Consider the following 20,010-nt stretch of genomic DNA (forward strand, 5'->3'; position numbering starts at 1 on the left):
TTGCAGTACCACACATTTTATGACAGAACGGGCGCCGGCCCGCCAGGCACGACTTCTAGGGAGAGGGAAGAATGCTCAAGCCGCTGAGACGTACCGCGTCCAGACTGCTCGTCGCAGCCGTATTTGTGTGGCCCCTGACGTGGCAAGTGACACAAGCGGCCGCGTGGGATCTGAAAGAGGCGTCGAAACCCTATAGCGGCCAGACCATCCGCATGGTCGGCGAGGCGCTGCCGCCGCTCGAAGCGCTGAAGAAGATGGCGCCGGAGTTTGAAAAACAGACCGGCATCCATGTCGAAGTCGAGATGTACGAGCACTCGGAAGCCGTCAACAAGGTGCAGCTCGATCTCAACTCGCACCGCGGCCGCTACGACGTCATCATCCAGCCGCATCGCGAACTCGGCAAGTTCGCCACCAACAACCATCTGGTCGAAATCGCCAAGATGATGGCCGACCCGGCTTTGCGCGATCCGAGCTTCGAGCCGGAGAAGCAGCTCTACCAGACCGCCTGGCACGAAATCTCCTGGTATGACGGCAAGGAGTACGGCTTCCCCTTCACAGTGCTCAACATGTTCATGTGGTATCGCTCGGACCTGCTCGCCGATCCCAAGGAGCAGGCAGGCTTCAAGGCCAAGTATGGCTACGGCCTCGCTCCCGCCAAGGACTGGAAGCAATACCGCGATATCGCCGAATGGTTCTATCGCCCCGACCAGGGTTTTTACGGCACCGCCCTGCAGGGCAAGCGCCATGAGGCGCTGTGGTATGAGTGGCTCAATTTCCTTTATTCCTTCGGCGGCGACGTGCTCGACGTGAAGAGCGGCTCGGCCTGCGGCCCGGTCATCGTCAACAGCCCCAAGGCCGTCGCCTCGCTCGAATATTACAAGAGCCTGCTGCAATTCTCGCCGCCGGACAGCCTCAACTATTTCTGGGATGATGTCATGGCGCTGATGCAGCAAGCCAAGGTCGCCGAGCTGATTATGTGGAACGACGCAACCTATGCCGTATCGGTCGACACCACGGCCTCCACCGTGGTCGGCAAGGTTGGCTTCGATCTCGTGCCGCAAGGCGACGGCGGCAAGATCGGCCAGGTCGAGGGCTGGACCTATCTGATCCCGGTCTATTCGAAGAACCAGCAGGCCGCCTTCCTCTTCGTCCAGTGGATGATGGGCTATGACCGCCAGCTCGAGCAGCATCTCAATGGCGGCGCTTCAGGTCGGCCCGATGTCTATGCTTCGGCGGAGGTGCAGAAGCTGCCCTATGCCAAGGCTTCGATGGAGGCCAACGAGCATGCGGTGCCGAAGGCGACGCTGCCGCAATCGGCCGAGATGACCGACATACTGGTGCGCGAACTGTCGTCCTACCTTGCCGGCGAAAAGGAGGCGCAGGCCGCCCTCGACACCGCCGCCACCGATATCTCGACATTGCTCGGTTCTTGCGCACCAATGACCTATCCGGCACGATAGGCCTTGAGATGTCGCGCAGAGGCTACCCGCACAAGCGGGTAGCCGTTCTTGTCCGCAGGAAACGCCCGTGACGAACCGCACTCCATCGCCGCGCGGAATGCCGCTTCTCGACCGTGGGGTGGGGCCGCTCTTGATGCTGCCGGCGACACTGCTCGTCGTCGTCTTTTTGGTCGGCCCGTTCTACTACATGGTCTACACCGCGCTGACCGACCTCAGCTTCGCCGACGCCAGCCATGCTGGCGCCTTCGTCGGTTTCGACAATTTCCGCAAGCTGATGCGCAACGACCCATTCTTCTGGGCATCGTTCCTGCTGACGGTGAAATTCGTCGTCATCGCCGTCGGCCTTGAGTTCCTGCTCGGCTTTGCGCTGGCCTTCCTGATCTTCCGCTTCGTCGCCAGCCAGCGGCTTCTCACCACACTGCTGCTCATCCCGATGATGATCGCGCCGGTCGCCGTCGGGCTGATCTGGCGGCTGCTGTTGCAGGGCGATTTCGGCATGCTCACCTTCTACATGCGCAAGGTCGGCCTGCTGGCGCAGAATTCGGCGGTGCTTTCGGCACCCGACCTGGTGTTTCCGACCATCGTCGCCATCGATGTCTGGCAGTGGACGCCTTTCGTCACCCTGATCATGCTCGCCGGGATGATGAGCCTGCCGCGCGCGCCGTTCGAGGCGGCGATGATGGATGGCGCCAAACCGTTTCAGATCTTTCGCGATGTCATGCTGCCGCTGCTGCGGCCCGTCATCGCGCTGGTGTTATTGCTGCGCGGCATCGATGCCTTCAAGGAGTTCGACAAGGTTTTCCTGATGACCGGCGGCGGTCCGGGAACGCTGACCGAACTGGTGTCGATCTACGCCTACCGCGTCAACTTCCGCAACTGGGACCTCGGCTACGGCGCCGCGGTCGCCTTCATGATCTATCTCGTCGTGCTGATCCTGTGCTCGGTCTTCTACAAGGCCGTCTACTGGTCGAGCCGCAAGCAGGTGGGGGCGTTTTGAGGGCGCTGCGATGATCGATCAATCCACCAACCGCGCCTGGAGGAGCTTTGCCTGGGCCGTGCTGCTCGTCGCCGTCGTGGTGGCGCTGACGCCTTATGTCTGGATGGTGCTGGCGTCGTTCAAGAACCGCGTCGATCTTCTGTCTTCTGTGCCGAAATGGATTTTTTCGCCGACGCTTGCCAACTATCCCGCCGTCTTCATCGACAAGGAATACTGGCCGCTGGCAATCAACTCGGTGCTGATCTCGGTGTCGTCTACGGTGCTCTGCATCGTCATCGGCGCGCCGGCTGCCTACGGCTTTGCCCGCTCCAATTTCCCCGGCAAGGAAGACCTGTTCTTCTTCTTCCTGACCACGCGCATGGCACCGCCGATCTCGATCGCCGTGCCGCTGTTCCTGTTCTTCACCTCGCTTGGCCTGATCGACACCATCTACGCCGTGGTGATCGCCCACACCTCCTTCAACCTGTCGCTCGTCGTCTGGATGATGCGCGGCTTCTTCGCCGAAATCCCCAGGGAGATCGACGAAGCCGCGATGATGGACGGCCGCTCGCGGCTCGGCGCATTCTTCCTCGTCGTCGCGCCGCTGGCCGCACCCGGCATCGGCGCCACAGCGGTGCTCTGCTTCATCCTGTCGTGGAACGAGTTCCTCTATGCCTTCATCCTCGTCGCTTTCGACGGGCGGCCGCTGACCGTCGGCATACCGGGGCTGGTGACGCCGCATGGCACGCTATGGGGCCAAGTCGCGGCGGTCGCCATCGTGGCGACGCTGCCGATCGTGCTTTTCACTTTCCTTGTCCAGAAACAGCTCGTCCGCGGCCTCACCTTCGGCGCGGTCAAGGGTTGAAGGGATCCTTGCATGGCAATTGTTTTCGACGGCGTCACCAAGGCCTTCCCGGACGGGACGGTGGCGCTGCAGGCGCTCGATCTTGCTTTCGAGCCCGGCGAATTCCTGGTTCTGCTCGGGCCCTCTGGTTCCGGCAAGACGACAGCCTGCCGGCTGCTTGCCGGCCTTGAACGTCCCACGGCCGGGCGCATCATGGTCGAGGGCCTGGATGTCACCGACCTGCCGCCGCGCCTGCGCGGCATGGGCATGGTGTTCCAGAACTATGCGCTCTACAGCCATAAGAGCGTCTACGAGAACATCGCCTATCCCTTGCGCATCCGAAAAATGCCGGCCGCCGAGCTCGACCGCTGCGTCCGCGCCATGGCCGAGCTGCTCGAAATCACCCGTTACCTCGACCGCCGCCCTTCGCAATTGTCGGGCGGCCAGGCGCAACGCGTCGCTGTGGCCCGCGCACTCGTCTGGCAGCCGAGCCTCTGTCTGATGGATGAGCCGCTGTCCAATCTCGACGCGTTGTTGCGGCTCCACATGCGCACCGAGCTGAAGCGTCTGCATCGCGAGCTGAAAAAGACCTTCGTCTTCGTCACCCACGACCAGGAAGAGGCGATGACGCTGGCGACCAGGGTCGCGGTATTGCGCGAAGGCGCACTGATCCAGTACGACGACCCGCGCGAGATCTATCGGCGGCCTGCCAATCGCTTCATCGCCGAATTCATCGGCCGTCCAGCGATGAACACGTTCGATGGCGATGTCCGCGCCGGCGTCTTCCACGCCAGCGGTTTCACTTGCCCGCTTCCGGGAAAGCCTGATGGTCCTATCGTACTCGGCATTCGCCCCGAGCAGATCCAGCTTGTCGACGCGACTGCCGGCGATGCCATCCTGTTTGCCGTCGACGTCGTCGAACCGGTCGAGCCGGACGTGCTGATCTTCGCCAAGAGCGAGGCGAATGCGCTGATCGTCAGGACAGTGAATGTCGATCGCGCTTTCGATCCCGGCCAGCCGCTTTATCTACGCTTTCCGCCGGCGGCGCTGCACACGTTCGATGCGGTGTCGGGAGCGCGGCTGCCGTGAGCTCGCTACTCGCTTTGGTGCCGCTCGCCGCCGCGGCACTTGTCTGGCGGCTGTTCTACAGCTTCAACCGGTCGCGGCGCTGGTTCTCGATGGGGGAACTCATCTTCTGGGACGCCATTGCACTGGTAATCCTGCAGCTTGTCTGGCTGATCTGGTTCTGAATGCGCATTCCGGCAACGCAGATCAGTAGCCCAGCGCACAACCGTCCTTGCGCGGATCGGAGGCACCGGTGAGCGTGCCCTTTTCCCAATCGATCAGCACCAGTTGGCCGCCGCCATGCGGCTCCTCGGCGATCGAAATCTGATGGCCGCGCTGACGCAGGCCGGCGATCGCCTCAGCCGGAATGCCGCGCTCGGCCAGCACGGCATTGTCCTTGTAGAACACCCGTGGCGCATCCAGTGCCTGCTGCGGGTCCATGCCGAAATCGATCATGTTGGTCAGCAGATGGACATGGCCGAACGGCTGGTAGCCGCCGCCCATCACCCCGAACGGCATCACCACCTTACCCCCTCGCGTCGCCATGCCAGGCATGATGGTGTGCATCGGTCGCTTGCGCGGCGCGATACGATTTGGATGGCCTTCCGTAAGGCGAAAACTGCTGCCGCGATTCTGCAGCACGACGCCTGTCTTGGGACCGACGACGCCGCTGCCGAAGGAACCGAAGGTCGAGTTGATGAAGCTGACCGAATTGCGGTCGCGGTCGACCACGGAGATATAGACGGTGTCGCTGCGCGGCAGCTCAAGCCGCGGCAGATGCGTCATGGCGAGCGCCGGATCGATGGCGGCGCGCAGCCGCTCCGCATAAGCTGCCGACAGCAGTTGTTCGACGGGGACCTGGACGAAATCCTGGTCGCCGATGAAAGTATCGCGGTCCTGGTAGGCAAGCCGGCCGGCTTCGATCTCGAGATGCAGCCGCTGGGCACTGTTCGGCTCCAACGAACCAAGGCTGAAGCCCGAAAGCACATTCAGCATGATCAGCGCCGTCATGCCCTGATTGTTCGGTGGCATCTGATGGATATCGTAGCCGCGATAGGACGTATTCACCGACGTGACGTAGTCGCCCTTGGTTGCAGCGAAATCGTCCAGCGCATGCAGCCCGCCCAGCGCGCCGAGACGCGCCACCAGATCACCGGCGACCTCGCCCTCATAGAAGCCGGCGCGACCTTGCTTCGAGATTATGCGCAAGGTTTCCGCGAGTTCCGGCTGCCGATGCACATCACCGGCCTGTGGTGCCCGGCCGTTCGGCAGGAAGATCCGCGCCGCATGTTCGTCGGCGGCGAGCAGGGCGACCTCGTCAGCCCAATCGAAGGCGACGCGATCATGAACGACATAGCCTTGTTCGGCATAGCGAATGGCCGGAGCCAGCGCGGCGTCGATGCCCTTCCTGCCGTGATCTTCAAGCAGCCGGCACCACGCGTCGATGGCGCCCGGAACGGTGACGGCATGCGGTCCGGTTCCAGGCAGTTCGCCATGGCCCCGCTCCAGAAACCAATCGGCATTTGCAGCAGCAGGCGATCGCCCCGAGCCGTTGAAGGCCAGCACCTCGCCCTCGCCTTTGGGGCTGTAGAGCACAAAACAGTCGCCGCCGATGCCGGTCGATTGCGGCTCGACGACGCCTTGCACCGCCGCAGCGCAGACAGCGGCATCCATGGCATTGCCGCCGGAGCGCAGCATGTCGATGGCGGCCAGCGTCGCCAGCGAATGCGATGTCGCCGCCATCGCTTCTGTCGCGCGAACCGGCGAGCGTCCGGGGAACTGAAAATCACGCATGCAATCCTCCGATGATCCACCCGCCGGTACTAACCTCAATGCTTGATACGGTCGCGCATCGCGTACCACAACATCCCCAGCACATAGAGCGGGCCCCGCAGCGCCGTACCGCCCGGGAACGGCATCGGCGTCAGCGTCGAGAACAGGTCCAGCCGCGAGGCGTCGCCCGTAATCGCTTCGGCCAAGAGCTTGCCCGACAGCGTTGACAGGATGACGCCCTTGCCGGAATAGCCATGCGCGAAATAGACCTCGCCATAGTGCCCGACATGCGGCAGCCGCGACGTGGTCACCGACACCAGGCCGCCCCAGGCATGATCGATGCGGCAGCCCTTCAGTTGCGGGAAGGTGGCCTCCATATGCGGCCGCACGAAGCCGGCAATGTCGGCCGGCGGCGATGGCGTGTAGCGCTCGCCGCCGCCGAACAGCAGCCGACCGTCCGCCGACATGCGGTAGTAGTTGACGACGAAGCGCGTGTCGGACACCGCGACATTGGCCGGGATGACATTGTGTTTGCCCTCCAGCGGTTCGGTGGCGACGATGTAGTTGCCGACCGGCATGATGCGGCTGTTGACGCGCGGCTCCAGCCCATGCAGCAACGCGTCGCCGGCCAGCACGACATGTTTGGCCCTTACCGACCCCTGCGCCGTCGAGACCCGGATCGAAGGCTCGCGCTCCAGCTTCACCGCGACGGAATTTTCGTGGATGACGACACCGGCCGCCACGGCGGCATGGGCAAGGCCAAGCGTGTAGTTCAGCGGATGCATATGGCCGCCGAGCGGCTCATACATCGCGCCATGATAGGGCGTGTCCACCTTGCCGCGTGCCTGCGCCGCCGACAGGATCTCGACGTCGCGGAACTTCATCACGCTCTCGAGGCATTTGGCCTCGTCTTCGAGATCCCTGAGGTCGGAGCCATTAACGGCACCGACGAGATGGCCGGTCAGCCGCAGATCGCAGTCGATGGCGTGGCGCTCGATGATGTCGAGCACCAGGCCCCGCGCCTCGAAGGCGAGGTCGAACAGCGCCTTCGCCCGCTCGGGGCCGTAGAGCTTGACCAGCCCCTTGGCGCCTTTGCGCAGGCCGGGGATCATCTGGCCGCCATTGCGGCCCGACGCGCCCCAGCCGATCTTGCCGCCTTCGAGCAGCACCACCTTCAGGCCGCGCTCGGCGGCATGAAGGGCGGCCGACAGCCCGGTGCAGCCGCCACCGACCACCACCAGATCGGCGCCGACATCTCCCACCAGCGCCGGATGGTCCGGCGCCGGATTGGCGGTGGCGACATAATAGGAATTGCCGATATCGAGGCTCGAATTGAAACCCGTTGAGCCGGAGGCCATGATCACACCTTCAGCAGCAAATGGTCGCGTTCCCAGCTCGTCACCACGCTCTGGAACAGGTCGAGTTCGACGCTCTTGACGCGCAGATAGGTCTGGAAAAAATCCTCGCCGAGCAATGCCCGCACCGGCTCGCAAGCAATGAAACGATCAAGCGCCTCCTCCATCGTTTTCGGCAGCGTGCTTTTGATCTTGTAGGCATTGCCCGAGGCCTCAGCCGAGCGCGCCAGCTTCTGCTCGACGCCGAGATAGCCGGCAAGCAGCGAACCGGCGATCGCCAGATAGGGATTGCAATCCGCTCCCGGCAAGCGGTTCTCTACCCGCCGGGCGGCGCGGCCACCTGCCGGCACGCGCAGGCCGCAAGAGCGGTTGTCATGCGACCATTCGATGTTGGCCGGTGCGCTGTGGTTCGGCCGGATGCGGCGGAACGAGTTCACGTTGGGTGCGAACAGCGGCATGATCTCGGGCACATATCTCTGCAGGCCGCCGATGAAATGGCCGAACATTTCGGTGTCTGCATCATCTCTGTCGGCAAACAGCGCGGCGCCTGTCGTTTCATCGACGACAGACATGTGCAGATGCATCGAGCTGCCAGCCTGCGCGGCGATCGGCTTGGCCATGAAGGTGGCGTGCATGCCGCTCTGCTGCGCTGCTTGGCGAGTCAGCCGCTTGAACAGCAGCACCTGGTCGGCGAGTGGCACCGCGTCGCCGTGCAGCAGATTGATCTCCAGCTGCGCGGTGCCCGATTCATGGATCAGCGTGTCGACCGGCAGGCCGGCGGCTGCGGCATAATCATAGACGCGCCTTATCACCGGCTCGAATTCTTCCAGCGCCACCATGTCATAGGGATGCTGCGAGCCCTCGGCGCGGCCATTGGCGCCAACCGGTGCCGTCAGCGGCTGGTCGGGATTCGGATTGGGCGCGGTCAGATAGAATTCGACTTCCGGCGCCACCACCGCGCGCCAACCGCGCTTCCGGTAGAGATCGAGCACGGCGCGCAGCACATGTCGTGGCGAGGCCATCCAGGGCTTGCCTTCCATGTGGAAGGCGTCGGCGAAGACATAGGCTTTGCCAGCGCCACCGCCCGGCGCCAGGCACAGCGTCGACATATCAGGCACCATGCGCATATCCGGGTCTTGATAGGCAAAGCCTTCGTCGATCGAACCGGAGTAGCGGCCATCGATGCTGACCAGGAAAGCGCTGCTCGGCAGGTAAAGTGCGCGGTCTTCCAGCGCCTTGAGGAATTTTGCTGTCGGCAGCGCCTTGCCGCGCAGCACGCCATTCATGTCGGGCACCAGGCACTCGACCTCCGTGATGCCGTGCTGGGCGAGCCAGGCCTTGGGATCGTTGCCGGTGAAGAGAGCGGTGTTGGTATTTTTGTCCTGCATTTTGGTTCACGTACCTATGAGAGAGAGTATGGCTTGCGCGGCCACATCCGTTCCAGGGGTCAGCGCCATCTTGGCAGCATTGTCCCTGAGGCGGGCGCGCATCGCATCGTCGGCCAGCAGGCCGAGAATGGCTCTCTCCAATCCCCCTTCGGTCCAGGCGTCGCGGCCGATATGGTCGCCCACGCCCGTCTCTCCCGCGCGTTGCGCATTGTCGTGACCGTCCCAGCAATAGGGCATGATCAGCGACGGCACGCCGAAGCGCAGCGCCTCGCAAAAGCTGTTGTTGCCGCCATGGTGGATGAACAGGTCCGACTTCGCCACCACCGAAGGCTGCGGAAACCAGGCGTCGAGATAGACATTGTCCGGCACCGCGCGATAGGCGTCGCGCAGGCCGCCGGCATTGACGATGAAGCGCGCCGGCAGCCTGTCGAAGACGGCGAGCATGCGCTCGATCAGCCCGACATCCATCGCGCCGAGGCTGCCGAAGCTGACATAGACCAGCGGGCCGCCATTGCGCGGAAACACCGGCACCTCGAATGGCCCTTCCGAACGCACGCAGCCTTCGAGATAGACAAAGCGTTTGGGGTCGAGCGGCTCGGCCCGCTCACGCCGTACGATCGCTGGCGTCAGCAGCAGATTGAGGTCGGGTGATGTCTCGAGGAACAGGCCCTTGGGCAACGGCGCCAGGCCGGCATCCGCGCGAAAACGGTTGAAGCGCTCATGCGCGGGTGCGGAGGCCGCGAGATAGCGCGCTTCGAACGCCGCACGTTGCGGGTCGTCGGCACCCATCCCCGAGAGATAGGGCGGCACCTCGGCATCCGGCAGTTCCGTCTCGGCACAGGAGACGACGCGCACCCACGGGCAGCCGGCGGCGGCGATCGCCGGGAACATGATGACGTTGTCGAGCACAACCGCGTCCGGCTTCAGCCGCGCCAGCAATTGGCGCAGCGGCGCCTCGGCGTTGACGGCGGTGTCGACGATCGCTTGCCAGGTCGGCGCGACATAGGTCTCGAGCTGGTCGATCGGGCTCAGCCGGAAATGCGGCAGGTGCCGGCGCACGAAGGCCTGCCAATAGCTCTGGCGGTCGCTGTCGCTCAGCGGCTCATCCGTCGGCAGATGGTATTCCTGGAAGCCATAGTCGGTAAAGACGCCGGAGAAGCCGGCATGGCAGATGAAGACGGGGCGAGCGCCCCGTGCGCGCAATGCCTGTGCGATACCGACGCAATTCAACGCGGCGCCGAAACTGGCTTCGGGAAACAGCGCGATGGTCGGGCTGGCTTTACGCGTCAATTATTCCTCTTCAATCCGGCCGGCTGATCATGCCGAACAGTGCGGGAGCTCCGCGGCTGGCTGCTTGCGGTCGCTGGCTGCGGGAGAGCCGCAGGTGGATGCGAAGCAGATCGGCAGCCACCTCATACTGCCGGCTTTCAAGATAGTCGAGTATGCCCGAGTGTTCGCGCAACGATTGCCGCAGCCGAAACACGTTGACGCCGGAATAGATGCCCGGCAGCCGGCGCAGGCGGAGATGATCGGCCAATGCATCCGACACAAAACGGTTGGCGCAGCCCTCGGCGATCATGCCATGAAAATCCATGTCCAGCCGCTGGAACTCGCGCGTGTCGAATGTCTCGTCCGGCAGCGCTGCAAGCGCTTCCATGCCTTGCCGCAACATTGCTGCCCGCGCCCCGTCCAGCCGAAAGCCTGGCGTCAGGATGGCCGCCGGCTCCAGCACCAGGCGGAACTCGTAGCTTTCGCCTTGCGCCTCCGGATCGTCCGGCGCGCGGCGAAACAACCAGGATTGCCCAGGCGCACGATCCAGAAGATTCTCGTCGGTCAGTTTGTTAAGTGCTTTTAGTACCGTCTTGCGATCAGCGTCGTAGCGTCGCATCAGCCCAGCGATGGTCACCGTCTGGTCCAACCGTCGCGCCGAGCGGTCGCGCAGGATGGCTTCGGCGAGCTCGTCTTCCTCCGCACTGGGTAGTTCGGCGGCAATGGCGGGCTGGGCGGCGAGGTCGACCGTCAGATGATAACCGCTGTCGGCCTCCCAGCGCACCACGCCCCGTTCCGCGAGCAGGCCGAGTGCGGCGCGTACGGGCGTGCGCGAGACATTGCACAGCGAGGCGATCTGCTGTTCGGGCAGGCGGGCGCCAGGCTCGAAGCCACGCTGCCGCGCCACATCCAGGATGCGCTGCGCCAGATCGAGATGGTTGGTGCGAGGTCGTCTGGCTACGGCTTGCATGACTTTTCTCGAATGCGAATGTGGCGCATTGGTCTGGCTGATCGCCGGAACAGGGACAATCGGCCAAATTCCTCCGTCGGTTGACAGATTATGGATTGACGTACTTTTTTCTGCAATAGTACTGTCGGCACAATCGGCGAGAAAAGACCGAGGGAACAGGATCGAGGCAGGCGCGCGCGTCGCCGGCCTTGGTCCGGCAAATGATTTCGACGATCAAACCGAATGGGAGACTGCCATGACCGCTACCAGCCTGCGGCGCCGTGCGCTCAATACATCCTCAATCGCTCTCGGTCTCGCCCTGACGCTCTCGGGGCCGGCCGCCGCAGCCGACCTCGTTATTTCGAACTGGGATGGGTACATGGCACCCGACGCCATGGCCGCTTTCAAGACCGCCACCGGCGTTGCCGGCGAAGTGGTGGTGCACGCCACCAATGAAGAGATCATGGGCAAGCTGATTGCCGCCGGCGGCAAGGGCTATGACGTGGTCTTCGTCTCCTCGCCCTTCGCCGAAGTATTAAACAAGCTTGGCCTGACCGAGCCGATCGACCATGCCAAGATCCCCAACCTCGCCAACCTCTATCCCGAAGCGACCAAGCTGCCGCACGATGCCGGCAACGCTTTCTCCGTGCCTTACACCTGGGGCACGACGGGCCTCTGCTACCGCTCTGACCTTGTCAAGACGGCGCCCACGAGCTGGAGCGACCTGCTCGCCCCTTCCGACGAGATGAAGGGCAAGACCACCATGCTGGCGACCGATCGCTGGCTGCTGGCCGCCGGGCAGCTCGACAAGGGCTATTCGGTCAACGAGACCGACCCGGCCAAGATGGCCGAGGTCAAGGACCTCCTGATCTCCGCCAAGAAGACCCTGCTCGCCTATGACGACACCACCTTCTATTCCAAGCTGGTTTCCGGCGAGGCGCTGATGGTGCAGGCCTGGGACGGCTGGTGCAATTACGGCATCGCCGACAAGCCGGAGATCAAATACGTCATCCCTAAAGAAGGTTCGGACCTGTGGGTCGACACGATGGTGGTGATGAAGGCGTCCGAGCACAAGGACGACGCCTTCAAGTTCATCAACTTCATGCTCGACGCCAAGAACCACGCCTGGGCGGCGCAGAACATCGACTACAAGGTGCCGAACAAGCCGGCGATGGAAAGCCTGCCGGCCGACTTCCTGGCCAAATTCCCCAACATGGCGATGCCGGTGGCCGATCTCGTCAAGTTCGAGCAGTTGCGTGACGTCGGCGAAGCCCAGCGCGACTATTCCAAGATCGTCAGCGAGATCAAGGCCGCGCAGTAAGCGGCGCAGACTTCACGGCCGGCAGCACTTCTGCCGCCGGCCCTGAGCGGTACCCGAGAAATTGTCCCAGACCCGACTTCGTTCCTCTCTGCTGATGGCCCCGGCGCTGGTCTGGCTGACCGCGCTGATGGTTATCCCATGCGCCCTGGTGCTGGCGCTCGCCTTCTTCCGGCGCGGCGTCTATGGCGGCATCGACTACACTTTGACGCTGGAAAATTTCGGGTTGGTCTTCGACCCGCTCTATGCCGGCATCTTACTCAAATCGGCGCGTATCGCCGGCACCGCGACCCTGATCGCGGTGGTGATCGGCTATGCCGCCGCCTATGCGATCGCGGCCGCCCCGCGCCGGTGGCAGCCGGTGTTCCTGTTTTTCGCCGTGCTGCCGTTCTGGTCCAACTACCTGATCCGCACCTATGCCTGGATCGTGCTGCTGAACCGCGAAGGCCTGATCACCCAGCTCTTGCGCTGGTTCGGCTACACCGGCGAACCGCCCTCGATGCTCTATACCGAAGGCTCGGTCATCGCAGGCCTCGTCTACAACTATCTGCCCTTCGTCATCCTCGCCTGCTACGCGCCGCTGTCACGCCTCAACCCGGAACTGGCCGAGGCCTCACGCGATCTCGGCGCCTCCGCTGCCACCACCTTCCGACGTGTCATCCTGCCGCTGACCGTGCCCGGCATCGCTGCGGGTGCTGTCTTCGTCTTTGTGCTGTCGATCGGCAATTTCGTCACCCCGGCGCTGCTTGGCGGCGGCCGCTTCCAGATGATCGGCAACCTCGTCTACGACCAGTTCCTGACCGCCAATGACTGGCCGTTTGGCGCGGCATTGGCGATGGCGCTGATCGCCATCATGCTTCTGGTGCTTATGGCGCAGGCGCTCGCCGCCGACCGCGCCGCGGGGCGTGCGGCTGAGGCAAGGGGTGACGCCTATGGCTGAGCGCCGCGCAATTCTTGCCTTCTCCCCGTTCACCGGGAGAAGGTGCCCCGAAGGGGCGGATGAGGGGCGGCGTCAACCTTTGCGACGCTCAACGCTGCCCCCCGTCTGCCTGCCGGTAGCTTCTACCCGCGAACAGGGAGAAGGACTCTGGTCGTTCGCTTGCCCTCCAATTGTCGGAGGCCGGCGATGACCCATTCCTTCACCCGTACGCTCGGCATGCGGACGATCCTCACCCTCGTCTTCGCCTTCCTCTACATCCCGATCGCCGTGCTGGTGGCGCTGTCCTTCAACGAAGGCGGATTGCCGACGGCATGGTCGGGCTTTTCGCTGAAATGGTACATTTCGCTAACTTCGAACAGCGCCATCCTGTCTGCAGCGCTCAACACGCTGATCGTGGCGCTGGTCTCGACCGCAATCGCCACATTGCTCGGCACGCTGCTGGCGATCGGCGTCGAGATGCGCCGGCAATATGGCAAAGGCCTCGAAGCCCTGATCTTCGCGCCGATGATCATCCCCGACATCGTGCTGGCGATTGCGCTTCTCTCGTTCTTTTCGATGCTCAACCTCACCATGGGCCTGCACACCATCATCCTCGCTCATGTCGTCTTCAACCTCGCTTTCGTCTGCTCGGTGGTGCGCGCAAGGCTGAAGAGTTTCGACTGGTCGATCGTCGAGGCCTCCGCCGACCTCGGCGCCTCGGCTCTGACCACCTTCCGGCGTGTGACATTGCCGGTCATCGCGCCGGCAGTGGTCGCCGGCGCTCTGCTTGCCTTCACGCTCTCGGTCGACGAGTTCATCATCGCCTTCTTCACCGCCGGTGCCGGCCGCGCCTCGACGACGCTGCCGATGCAGATCTACGCCATGATCCGCTTCGGTATCACGCCGGAGATCAACGCGCTGGCGACGATCGTCATGGCGGTATCCATCACCGCGCTGACCCTGTCGCAGCGGCTCAACCGTGGGATCATCGGCCAATGAGCGAACCGCGCACGCTGCTGGCCATTGATAACGTTTCGAAGAAGTTCGGCCGGGTCACCGCCGTCGACGGCATCTCGCTCGACATCCGCGAAAACGAGTTCTTCGCGCTGCTTGGACCCTCCGGCTGCGGCAAGACCACGCTGCTGCGCATGCTGGCCGGCTTCGAGACGCCAACCGACGGCCGCATACTGCTCGATGGCAAGGACATCGCCCGGACCCCGCCCAACAAGCGGCCGGTCAATCTGATGTTCCAGTCCTACGCGCTGTTCCCGCATATGAGCGTGCGCGCCAATGTCTCCTACGGGTTGGAGATGGAGCGCTTGCCGAAAGCTGAAATCCGTTCCCGCGTCGAGGCCATTCTGGCCACCACCGAGCTTGTCCCCTTCGCCGACCGTAAGCCTGAGCAATTGTCGGGTGGCCAGAAGCAGCGCGTCGCGCTCGCCCGCGCGCTGGTCAAACGGCCTCGGTTGCTGCTGCTCGACGAACCGCTCGGGGCGCTCGACAAGAAACTGCGCGGCGCCATGCAGTTGGAGCTGAAGCGCCTGCAGCACGAAGTCGGCATCACCTTCGTCATCGTCACCCACGACCAGGAAGAGTCACTCGTCATGGCCGACCGCATGGCGGTGCTCAAGGACGGCCAGTTGCTGCAATGCGACGCGCCGCATGCGATCTACGAGCATCCCGCCGACCGTTTCGTCGCCGACTTCATCGGCGTGATGAATTTCGTACCGGGCAAGGTGTCTGCGGATGGCGTGATCGCCGCGAACGGCGCGCGCATCACCGGCAAGGTTCCCGCCAAGCTCACACCCGGCGCTTCCGCTGTCGCTTCGGTGCGACCCGAGCGCATCCGGCTGTTCCCGTCAGCCGAGACCGCCAACCGCACCGCCGGCACGGTTGAGGCGCTGGCCTATCACGGGCTCGACCTGCAGCTGCATGTCCGCACGCCTCTGTCGCCAAAACCATTTCTGGTGCGCGTCACCGCCGATGCCGCCGACCGCCGGCCGGTCTCGTCGGGCGATCAGGTCGAACTCGGCTGGGACGCCGCCGATGTCAGAATTTTTCAGGAATAGGAGAGCTTGATGGCGCAGAAGACGATCGCGTTTTTTCCCGAAGCGGCCTACGGCCCGGCGCTCAATTCGGTCGGCATCGCGCAAGCCGTCGAGGCGCGCGGCCATAAGGCAGTGTTCCTGTCCGACCCCGGCTTTGTCGATGTCTACAAGGGTTACGGCTTCGAAGCGCATCCGGTGAACCTGTCGGAGCCGATGCCGCCCGAGCAGATGGCGAAATTCTGGGAAGACTTCATCAACGGCCACATCCCGAACTTCCGCAAATCGCCCTACGATCAGGTCGACAATTACGTGAAGGATTGCTGGACCGCGATCGTCGACAGCGCCAAATGGGCGCAGAAGGATTTGCCGCGAGTCCTGGCCGCCATCAAGCCTGATGTCATTTGCGTCGACAATGTGATCCTGTTTCCGGCCATCAAACAGTTCGGCAAGCCTTGGGTGCGCGTCATCTCCTGCTCGGAAAACGAGATCGAGGATGAGGACATCCCGCCGCATCTCTCCGGTTGCGGCGAGAACGACCATGTCGGCCACCAGCGCTATCGCGATCATTTCAATGCGGTGATCAAGCCGATCCACGACGACTTCAACGCCTTCCTCACCGCAAACAATGAAGCGCCATACCCGGTCGGTCAGTTCTTCGAGGCCTCGCCCTATCTCAATCTCCTGCTCTATCCCGAAGCGGCAAAGTTCAAACGCCGCCATCCGCTTGATACGACGAAATTCCAGTATCTCGAAGGCTGCGTGCGGCAGGAAAAGCCATACGCCGTGCCGACCTTCGCCGAGAACAATGACGGGCCGCTGCTCTATGTCTCCTTCGGCAGCCTCGGCGCCGGCGATGTCGATTTGTTGAAGCGCATCATCACAACACTGGGCAAGACCCGTTACCGCGCGCTGGTCAATGTCGGCGGCTACAAGGACCAGTACACGGATGTGCCGGGCAACGTCATCGTCGAGAGCTGGTTTCCGCAGCCTTCGGTCATTCCGCAAGTCGATGCGGTCATCCACCATGGCGGCAACAACTCGTTCACAGAGTGCCTCTATTTCGGCAAGCCGGCCATCATCATGCCCTATGTCTGGGACGGCCACGACAACGCCACCCGCGTCCAGGAAACCGGCCACGGCTTCGGTATGCCGCGCTACGACTGGAGCGACGCCCAGCTGATCAGCAGGATCGAAGCCTGCCTGACTGACACCAAGATGAAGATCAGGCTGGCGAAGACCTCGGCGCAGATGCAGGCCCAGAACGGGCCTGAGAAGGCAGCCGGGCTGCTGGAGGCGCTGCTGTGACCTCCTCCGCCCCACACCTCTACCAAGCCTCCACCCGCACCGACCTCGTCGACTGGGGCGCCCAGTCCGACGCGCTGGACGGCGCGTCGCACTCGACCGGCAGGCTTGTCCACAAAGGACCCAACAACCAGCCGGAATCCGGCATCTGGGTCTGCACGCCCGGCCGCTGGCGGCTCTCAATTCCGCGCGACGAATTGTGCCATTTCGTCGCCGGCCGCGCGACGTACCGGTCGGATGCCGGGGAGGTGGTAGAAGTCGCAGCCGGGACCGTGGTCATGTTCCCTGCCGGCTGGACAGGCGAATGCACCGTGCATGAGACCATGCGCAACGTCTACATGCTGGCTTGAACAGCAACGGAGCTTCCCAATATGCCGACACCGCACTGGCCAAAGGCCTCGACCGTGAAACTGGAGGACTGGGGCGGGGGCAGCAACACGCTTGCCGGCTCGCCGCGCGCCTCGGGCAGGATCCTCTCGCAGAACCCGGACGGCTCAAGCGAATGCGGCCTGTGGTCGTGCACGCCAGGCAGCCGCAAGGTTACCTTTGCCGCCGACGAGTTCTGCCATTTCCTGTCGGGCCGCGGGACCTATGTCCGCGAGAATGGCGAAGAGATCCCGGTCGAGGCCGGCATGCTGGTGTTCTTCCCCGCCGGCTGGGCCGGCACCTCCACCATCACGCAAACACTGACCAAGGCCTTCATGTGCCGCTGAGCACTTTTTTAAAGGAAATCGCCATGACCACGCCCATCATGCAATCCCCGCTTGCCATCACCGACCTCGTCGACTGGGGCGTCATCCCGACCATGATCGAGGGCGTGTCCCACACCTCGGGCAAGCTGCTCTACAAGGGGCCGGAGGGCCGTTCGGAATGCGGCCTGTGGGTCTGCACCCCCGGCAAATGGCACTGCCATGTCACCCGCGACGAGTTCTGCCACTTCCTCGAGGGCCGCTGCACCTATGTGCACGAATCGGGCGAGGTCATCCAGATCGAGCCGGACACGGCGGCGTTCTTTCCTCAGAATTGGAAAGGCGTCTGCACCGTCCATGAGACCATCAAGAAGGTCTACATGATCCGCTGAGCGGACCTGAAAGGACGACCATGCAATTCTCCGCTGAACGGCCGGCTTTCTTCGTCAATCCGGACTACCGGCCGATGACCGGCACGGCAAAACCGGTGATCGATCCGGCGACGCTGGAGACCGTCGGCTCGATCTCCGCCGCAACGGACGGTGAGGTCGATGCGGTGCTGTGTGCCGCAACCACGGCACAAGCCGCCTGGAAGAAGCTCGATGCCAAGAGCCGGGCAAAGCATCTGCATGCGGTCGCCAACGCCATCGAGGCGGCGGACTTCACCCGCTGCGCAGAGCTGATGGTGCGCGAGATGGGCAAGCCTTATCCCGAAGCAATCGGCGAGATCGCCAATTGCGCGCCGATCTTCCGCTACTATGCCGAGATGGCGCGCGACGACGCCGGCAAGATCGCCGGTACGACGCAGGCCGGGTCGTTCCAGTATGCGCGCTACGAGCCGTATGGCGTCTCCGTGCACATCATGCCCTACAACTTCCCGATCCTGCTGATGTGCTGGACCGTTGCGGCCTCGCTTGCCGCCGGCAATGGCTGCATCATCAAGCCGGCCGAAGCGACGACGCTGTCGACGCTGGACTACATGACGGTGTTCCGTTCACTGCCGGAAGGGCTGGTCGCCTGCCTGCCTGGCACGGCCGCCACCGCGCAGGCGCTGATCGCCTCCGAGCGCACCCACGCTGTCGCCTTCACCGGCTCGGTCGCCGCCGGCAAAGCCGTGGCAGTCGCCTGCGCCGAGCGCATGAAGCCTTGCGTCATCGAAGCCGGCGGCAGCGATCCGCTGATCATCAGCGAGCACGCGCCGCTCGACGTGGCGGCAGCCGGCAGCGTCACCGCCGCCTTCCACCTGACCGGCCAGGTCTGCACCTCGGCCGAACGCTTCTTTGTCGTCGACTCGGTTCACGATCGCTTCGTCGAGCTGTTCGCCGAGAATACGCGGGCGCTGCGCATCGGCAATGGCATGGACAAGACCGAGATCGGCCCGCTGGTCAGCGAAGCCGCCCGGGCGAAAGTGATGCGGCTGGTCGATGATGCTATCAGCAACGGCGCTATAGCCGTTGCCGGCGGGCGCATTCCGCCGGCGCACAACACTGGCTGGTTCTACGAGCCAACGATCCTGACCGGCGTCACCCCCGATATGGCGATCGTGCGCGAAGAGTGTTTCGGACCGGTCGCCGCGATCTGCCGCGTCAAGGATTTCGACGAGGCGATCCGGCTTGCCAATGACAGCCCGTTCGGCCTCGGCGCCTCGGTGTTCACCACCGACCTCGCTGAGGCGCATGAGGCGGCCGAGCGGCTCGAGGCCGGCATGGTCTGGGTCAACAACCCGCTGATCGACAATGACGCCTTGCCCTTCGGCGGCTGGAAGGCATCAGGCCTTGGCCGCGAGCTGGGACGCCAGGGACTCGACGCCTTCCGACGCTCCAAGATGGTCATCATCGACCACAGACCGGCGATCCAGGACTGGTGGTATCCTTACCCCGACAGCTGGTTCCGCGAGACAGGCGGCCGCAAGCACGTGTGAGCCCGGCCAGTCCATAACGTAAGCTGATGCTTACGCATCTGCCGAGATAGGCCGGCTATTTCAACGCTTGAAGCTTGTCGATCGCGGCAGTGAATCCGGCAAGCGAGACCGGAATGGTCACCGGCTTGCGCGTCACCGACTCCATGCCGATGTTCAGGTTGGTTCCCGATTTCATCGCCTTGACGAGGTCCGCCGACAAAGGGGTCGCGGCATAGGCGCCGTTCTGGTCGCTGGTCTGGATGGCGATGGTCGTCTTCTGCCCCTGGTCGATCTGGTACGAGGCGCCGGAAGGCAGGAACAGCCCGTGCGGCAAGGCCAGCAGCATGGCGAGGTTGCCATTGCCGTTGTCGCGGCGAACCGTAACGGTAAGAACGCGCTGCCCCGTCTTGGCCTCGGTAAGGTTTTGGGAGACCTGGCATTGAAGCTCGATGCCGGCCGATCCGCTGGCGCAGTTTAGCGCCCACGGATTGCCTTCTGCAGGCTTGGTCTCGGCAGATGTGGTTGACTTCGGCTCTTCGGCAAGCGCCGACCCTGCCGTCACGACCAGCCATAGCGCGCCGACCCAGGCGGCCCGGCCACAAACGGTTCTCAGCAATGAAGCCATCCGATCCTCGTCGTGTCAGGGTTTCGCCGAGCGCGTTGATACAACAGCCGAGCCTGGCGGGGAAGCCAATACGGTACATGAGCTCGGGCTAAATTACTGTTGCTGACTTGTCACAATAAACAACTTTGAA

The 20,010-nt window shown here is 63.5% G+C and carries 20 protein-coding genes; 14 read left to right on the plus strand and 6 right to left on the minus strand.

Translation table 11 applies throughout. The annotated features are described in order from the left end of the window. Positions 1-146: 146 nt before the first annotated feature. The 5 genes from ACYG9V_RS30745 (at position 147) to ACYG9V_RS30765 (ending at position 4,530) form a co-directional block, all read left to right on the plus strand. On the plus strand, positions 147-1,460 hold the full coding sequence (locus ACYG9V_RS30745) for an ABC transporter substrate-binding protein (protein WP_352762666.1): 1,314 nt from the start codon (positions 147-149) through the stop codon (positions 1,458-1,460). A 67-nt stretch (positions 1,461-1,527) separates the two neighbouring features. Beyond that, a complete protein-coding gene (locus ACYG9V_RS30750) occupies positions 1,528-2,457 on the plus strand; it encodes a carbohydrate ABC transporter permease (protein ID WP_155927090.1) in 930 nt (309 codons plus the stop codon). 10 nt (positions 2,458-2,467) lie between these two features. Next, complete coding sequence (locus ACYG9V_RS30755; protein ID WP_352762668.1) at positions 2,468-3,301, plus strand: carbohydrate ABC transporter permease; 834 nt, start codon at positions 2,468-2,470, stop codon at positions 3,299-3,301. A 12-nt stretch (positions 3,302-3,313) separates the two neighbouring features. Then, on the plus strand, positions 3,314-4,369 hold the full coding sequence (locus ACYG9V_RS30760) for an ABC transporter ATP-binding protein (protein WP_352762670.1): 1,056 nt from the start codon (positions 3,314-3,316) through the stop codon (positions 4,367-4,369). Continuing rightward, positions 4,366-4,530 carry a hypothetical protein gene (locus ACYG9V_RS30765; protein WP_023726413.1) on the plus strand — a complete coding sequence of 55 codons (165 nt, stop codon included), beginning with the start codon at positions 4,366-4,368 and terminating at the stop codon, positions 4,528-4,530. The genes ACYG9V_RS30760 and ACYG9V_RS30765 overlap by 4 nt, the downstream gene beginning before the upstream one ends. 22 nt (positions 4,531-4,552) lie before the next feature. On the opposite strand, the gene ggt is transcribed toward ACYG9V_RS30765, so the two are convergent. The 5 genes from ggt to ACYG9V_RS30790 are packed head-to-tail and all read right to left on the minus strand — an operon-like array spanning position 4,553 to position 11,100. Continuing rightward, positions 4,553-6,139: a gamma-glutamyltransferase gene (gene ggt / locus ACYG9V_RS30770; protein WP_023692044.1), complete on the minus strand. Its 1,587-nt coding sequence runs from the start codon at positions 6,137-6,139 to the stop codon at positions 4,553-4,555. 35 nt (positions 6,140-6,174) lie between these two features. Then, positions 6,175-7,476 carry an NAD(P)/FAD-dependent oxidoreductase gene (locus ACYG9V_RS30775; RefSeq protein ID WP_031207726.1) on the minus strand — a complete coding sequence of 434 codons (1,302 nt, stop codon included), beginning with the start codon at positions 7,474-7,476 and terminating at the stop codon, positions 6,175-6,177. A 2-nt stretch (positions 7,477-7,478) separates the two neighbouring features. Next, a complete protein-coding gene (locus ACYG9V_RS30780; protein ID WP_023830124.1) occupies positions 7,479-8,861 on the minus strand; it encodes a glutamine synthetase family protein in 1,383 nt (460 codons plus the stop codon). 6 nt (positions 8,862-8,867) lie between these two features. Beyond that, positions 8,868-10,151 carry a glycosyltransferase gene (locus tag ACYG9V_RS30785; RefSeq protein WP_023698837.1) on the minus strand — a complete coding sequence of 428 codons (1,284 nt, stop codon included), beginning with the start codon at positions 10,149-10,151 and terminating at the stop codon, positions 8,868-8,870. Positions 10,152-10,161: 10 nt separating this feature from the next. After that, the gene (locus ACYG9V_RS30790) at positions 10,162-11,100 is read right to left on the minus strand and encodes a GntR family transcriptional regulator (protein WP_023685712.1); all 939 of its coding nucleotides are present in this window, start codon (positions 11,098-11,100) and stop codon (positions 10,162-10,164) included. Between the two features lie 235 nt (positions 11,101-11,335). Here ACYG9V_RS30790 and ACYG9V_RS30795 point away from each other — a divergent pair, with 235 nt between their 5' ends. From ACYG9V_RS30795 to ACYG9V_RS30835, 9 genes are all read left to right on the plus strand, one after another. After that, positions 11,336-12,400 (plus strand): polyamine ABC transporter substrate-binding protein, encoded by a 1,065-nt coding sequence (locus ACYG9V_RS30795; RefSeq protein ID WP_023698839.1) that lies wholly within the window; start codon positions 11,336-11,338, stop codon positions 12,398-12,400. Between the two features lie 94 nt (positions 12,401-12,494). Continuing rightward, the gene (locus ACYG9V_RS30800; protein ID WP_023712268.1) at positions 12,495-13,337 is read left to right on the plus strand and encodes an ABC transporter permease; all 843 of its coding nucleotides are present in this window, start codon (positions 12,495-12,497) and stop codon (positions 13,335-13,337) included. Between the two features lie 186 nt (positions 13,338-13,523). Beyond that, positions 13,524-14,315: an ABC transporter permease gene (locus ACYG9V_RS30805; RefSeq protein WP_352762672.1), complete on the plus strand. Its 792-nt coding sequence runs from the start codon at positions 13,524-13,526 to the stop codon at positions 14,313-14,315. After that, a complete protein-coding gene (locus ACYG9V_RS30810) occupies positions 14,312-15,385 on the plus strand; it encodes an ABC transporter ATP-binding protein (protein ID WP_023707561.1) in 1,074 nt (357 codons plus the stop codon). Before ACYG9V_RS30805 ends, ACYG9V_RS30810 begins: the two co-directional genes overlap by 4 nt. Positions 15,386-15,394: 9 nt before the next feature. Further along, positions 15,395-16,669, plus strand: a complete 1,275-nt coding sequence (locus ACYG9V_RS30815; protein ID WP_023707560.1) for a glycosyltransferase — start codon at positions 15,395-15,397, stop codon at positions 16,667-16,669. After that, positions 16,666-17,016, plus strand: a complete 351-nt coding sequence (locus ACYG9V_RS30820; protein WP_023672949.1) for a cupin domain-containing protein — start codon at positions 16,666-16,668, stop codon at positions 17,014-17,016. The genes ACYG9V_RS30815 and ACYG9V_RS30820 overlap by 4 nt, the downstream gene beginning before the upstream one ends. A 21-nt stretch (positions 17,017-17,037) precedes the next feature. Beyond that, positions 17,038-17,379, plus strand: a complete 342-nt coding sequence (locus ACYG9V_RS30825) for a cupin domain-containing protein (RefSeq protein ID WP_023672950.1) — start codon at positions 17,038-17,040, stop codon at positions 17,377-17,379. Between the two features lie 23 nt (positions 17,380-17,402). After that, positions 17,403-17,747 carry a cupin domain-containing protein gene (locus ACYG9V_RS30830; protein ID WP_023672951.1) on the plus strand — a complete coding sequence of 115 codons (345 nt, stop codon included), beginning with the start codon at positions 17,403-17,405 and terminating at the stop codon, positions 17,745-17,747. Positions 17,748-17,767: 20 nt separating this feature from the next. Further along, positions 17,768-19,276, plus strand: a complete 1,509-nt coding sequence (locus ACYG9V_RS30835; protein ID WP_352762673.1) for an aldehyde dehydrogenase family protein — start codon at positions 17,768-17,770, stop codon at positions 19,274-19,276. Between the two features lie 55 nt (positions 19,277-19,331). Here the strand turns inward: ACYG9V_RS30835 and ACYG9V_RS30840 are convergent, their stop codons facing one another. Further along, complete coding sequence (locus ACYG9V_RS30840) at positions 19,332-19,880, minus strand: invasion associated locus B family protein (protein WP_031196023.1); 549 nt, start codon at positions 19,878-19,880, stop codon at positions 19,332-19,334. Positions 19,881-20,010: the final 130 nt, after the last annotated feature.

This window comes from Mesorhizobium sp. W016 (genome assembly GCF_054719485.1).

Coding starts and splice junctions, on each gene's coding strand:
- ACYG9V_RS30840 (WP_031196023.1), bottom strand. CDS start 19,880: ATGGCTTCATTGCTGAGAACCGTTTGTGGCCGGGCCGCCTGGGTCGGC.
- ACYG9V_RS30755 (WP_352762668.1), top strand. CDS start 2,468: ATGATCGATCAATCCACCAACCGCGCCTGGAGGAGCTTTGCCTGGGCC.
- ACYG9V_RS30830 (WP_023672951.1), top strand. CDS start 17,403: ATGACCACGCCCATCATGCAATCCCCGCTTGCCATCACCGACCTCGTC.
- ACYG9V_RS30775 (WP_031207726.1), bottom strand. CDS start 7,476: ATGGCCTCCGGCTCAACGGGTTTCAATTCGAGCCTCGATATCGGCAAT.
- ACYG9V_RS30805 (WP_352762672.1), top strand. CDS start 13,524: ATGACCCATTCCTTCACCCGTACGCTCGGCATGCGGACGATCCTCACC.
- ACYG9V_RS30800 (WP_023712268.1), top strand. CDS start 12,495: ATGGCCCCGGCGCTGGTCTGGCTGACCGCGCTGATGGTTATCCCATGC.
- ggt (WP_023692044.1), bottom strand. CDS start 6,139: ATGCGTGATTTTCAGTTCCCCGGACGCTCGCCGGTTCGCGCGACAGAA.
- ACYG9V_RS30795 (WP_023698839.1), top strand. CDS start 11,336: ATGACCGCTACCAGCCTGCGGCGCCGTGCGCTCAATACATCCTCAATC.
- ACYG9V_RS30835 (WP_352762673.1), top strand. CDS start 17,768: ATGCAATTCTCCGCTGAACGGCCGGCTTTCTTCGTCAATCCGGACTAC.
- ACYG9V_RS30780 (WP_023830124.1), bottom strand. CDS start 8,861: ATGCAGGACAAAAATACCAACACCGCTCTCTTCACCGGCAACGATCCC.
- ACYG9V_RS30810 (WP_023707561.1), top strand. CDS start 14,312: ATGAGCGAACCGCGCACGCTGCTGGCCATTGATAACGTTTCGAAGAAG.
- ACYG9V_RS30790 (WP_023685712.1), bottom strand. CDS start 11,100: ATGCAAGCCGTAGCCAGACGACCTCGCACCAACCATCTCGATCTGGCG.
- ACYG9V_RS30815 (WP_023707560.1), top strand. CDS start 15,395: ATGGCGCAGAAGACGATCGCGTTTTTTCCCGAAGCGGCCTACGGCCCG.
- ACYG9V_RS30825 (WP_023672950.1), top strand. CDS start 17,038: ATGCCGACACCGCACTGGCCAAAGGCCTCGACCGTGAAACTGGAGGAC.
- ACYG9V_RS30760 (WP_352762670.1), top strand. CDS start 3,314: ATGGCAATTGTTTTCGACGGCGTCACCAAGGCCTTCCCGGACGGGACG.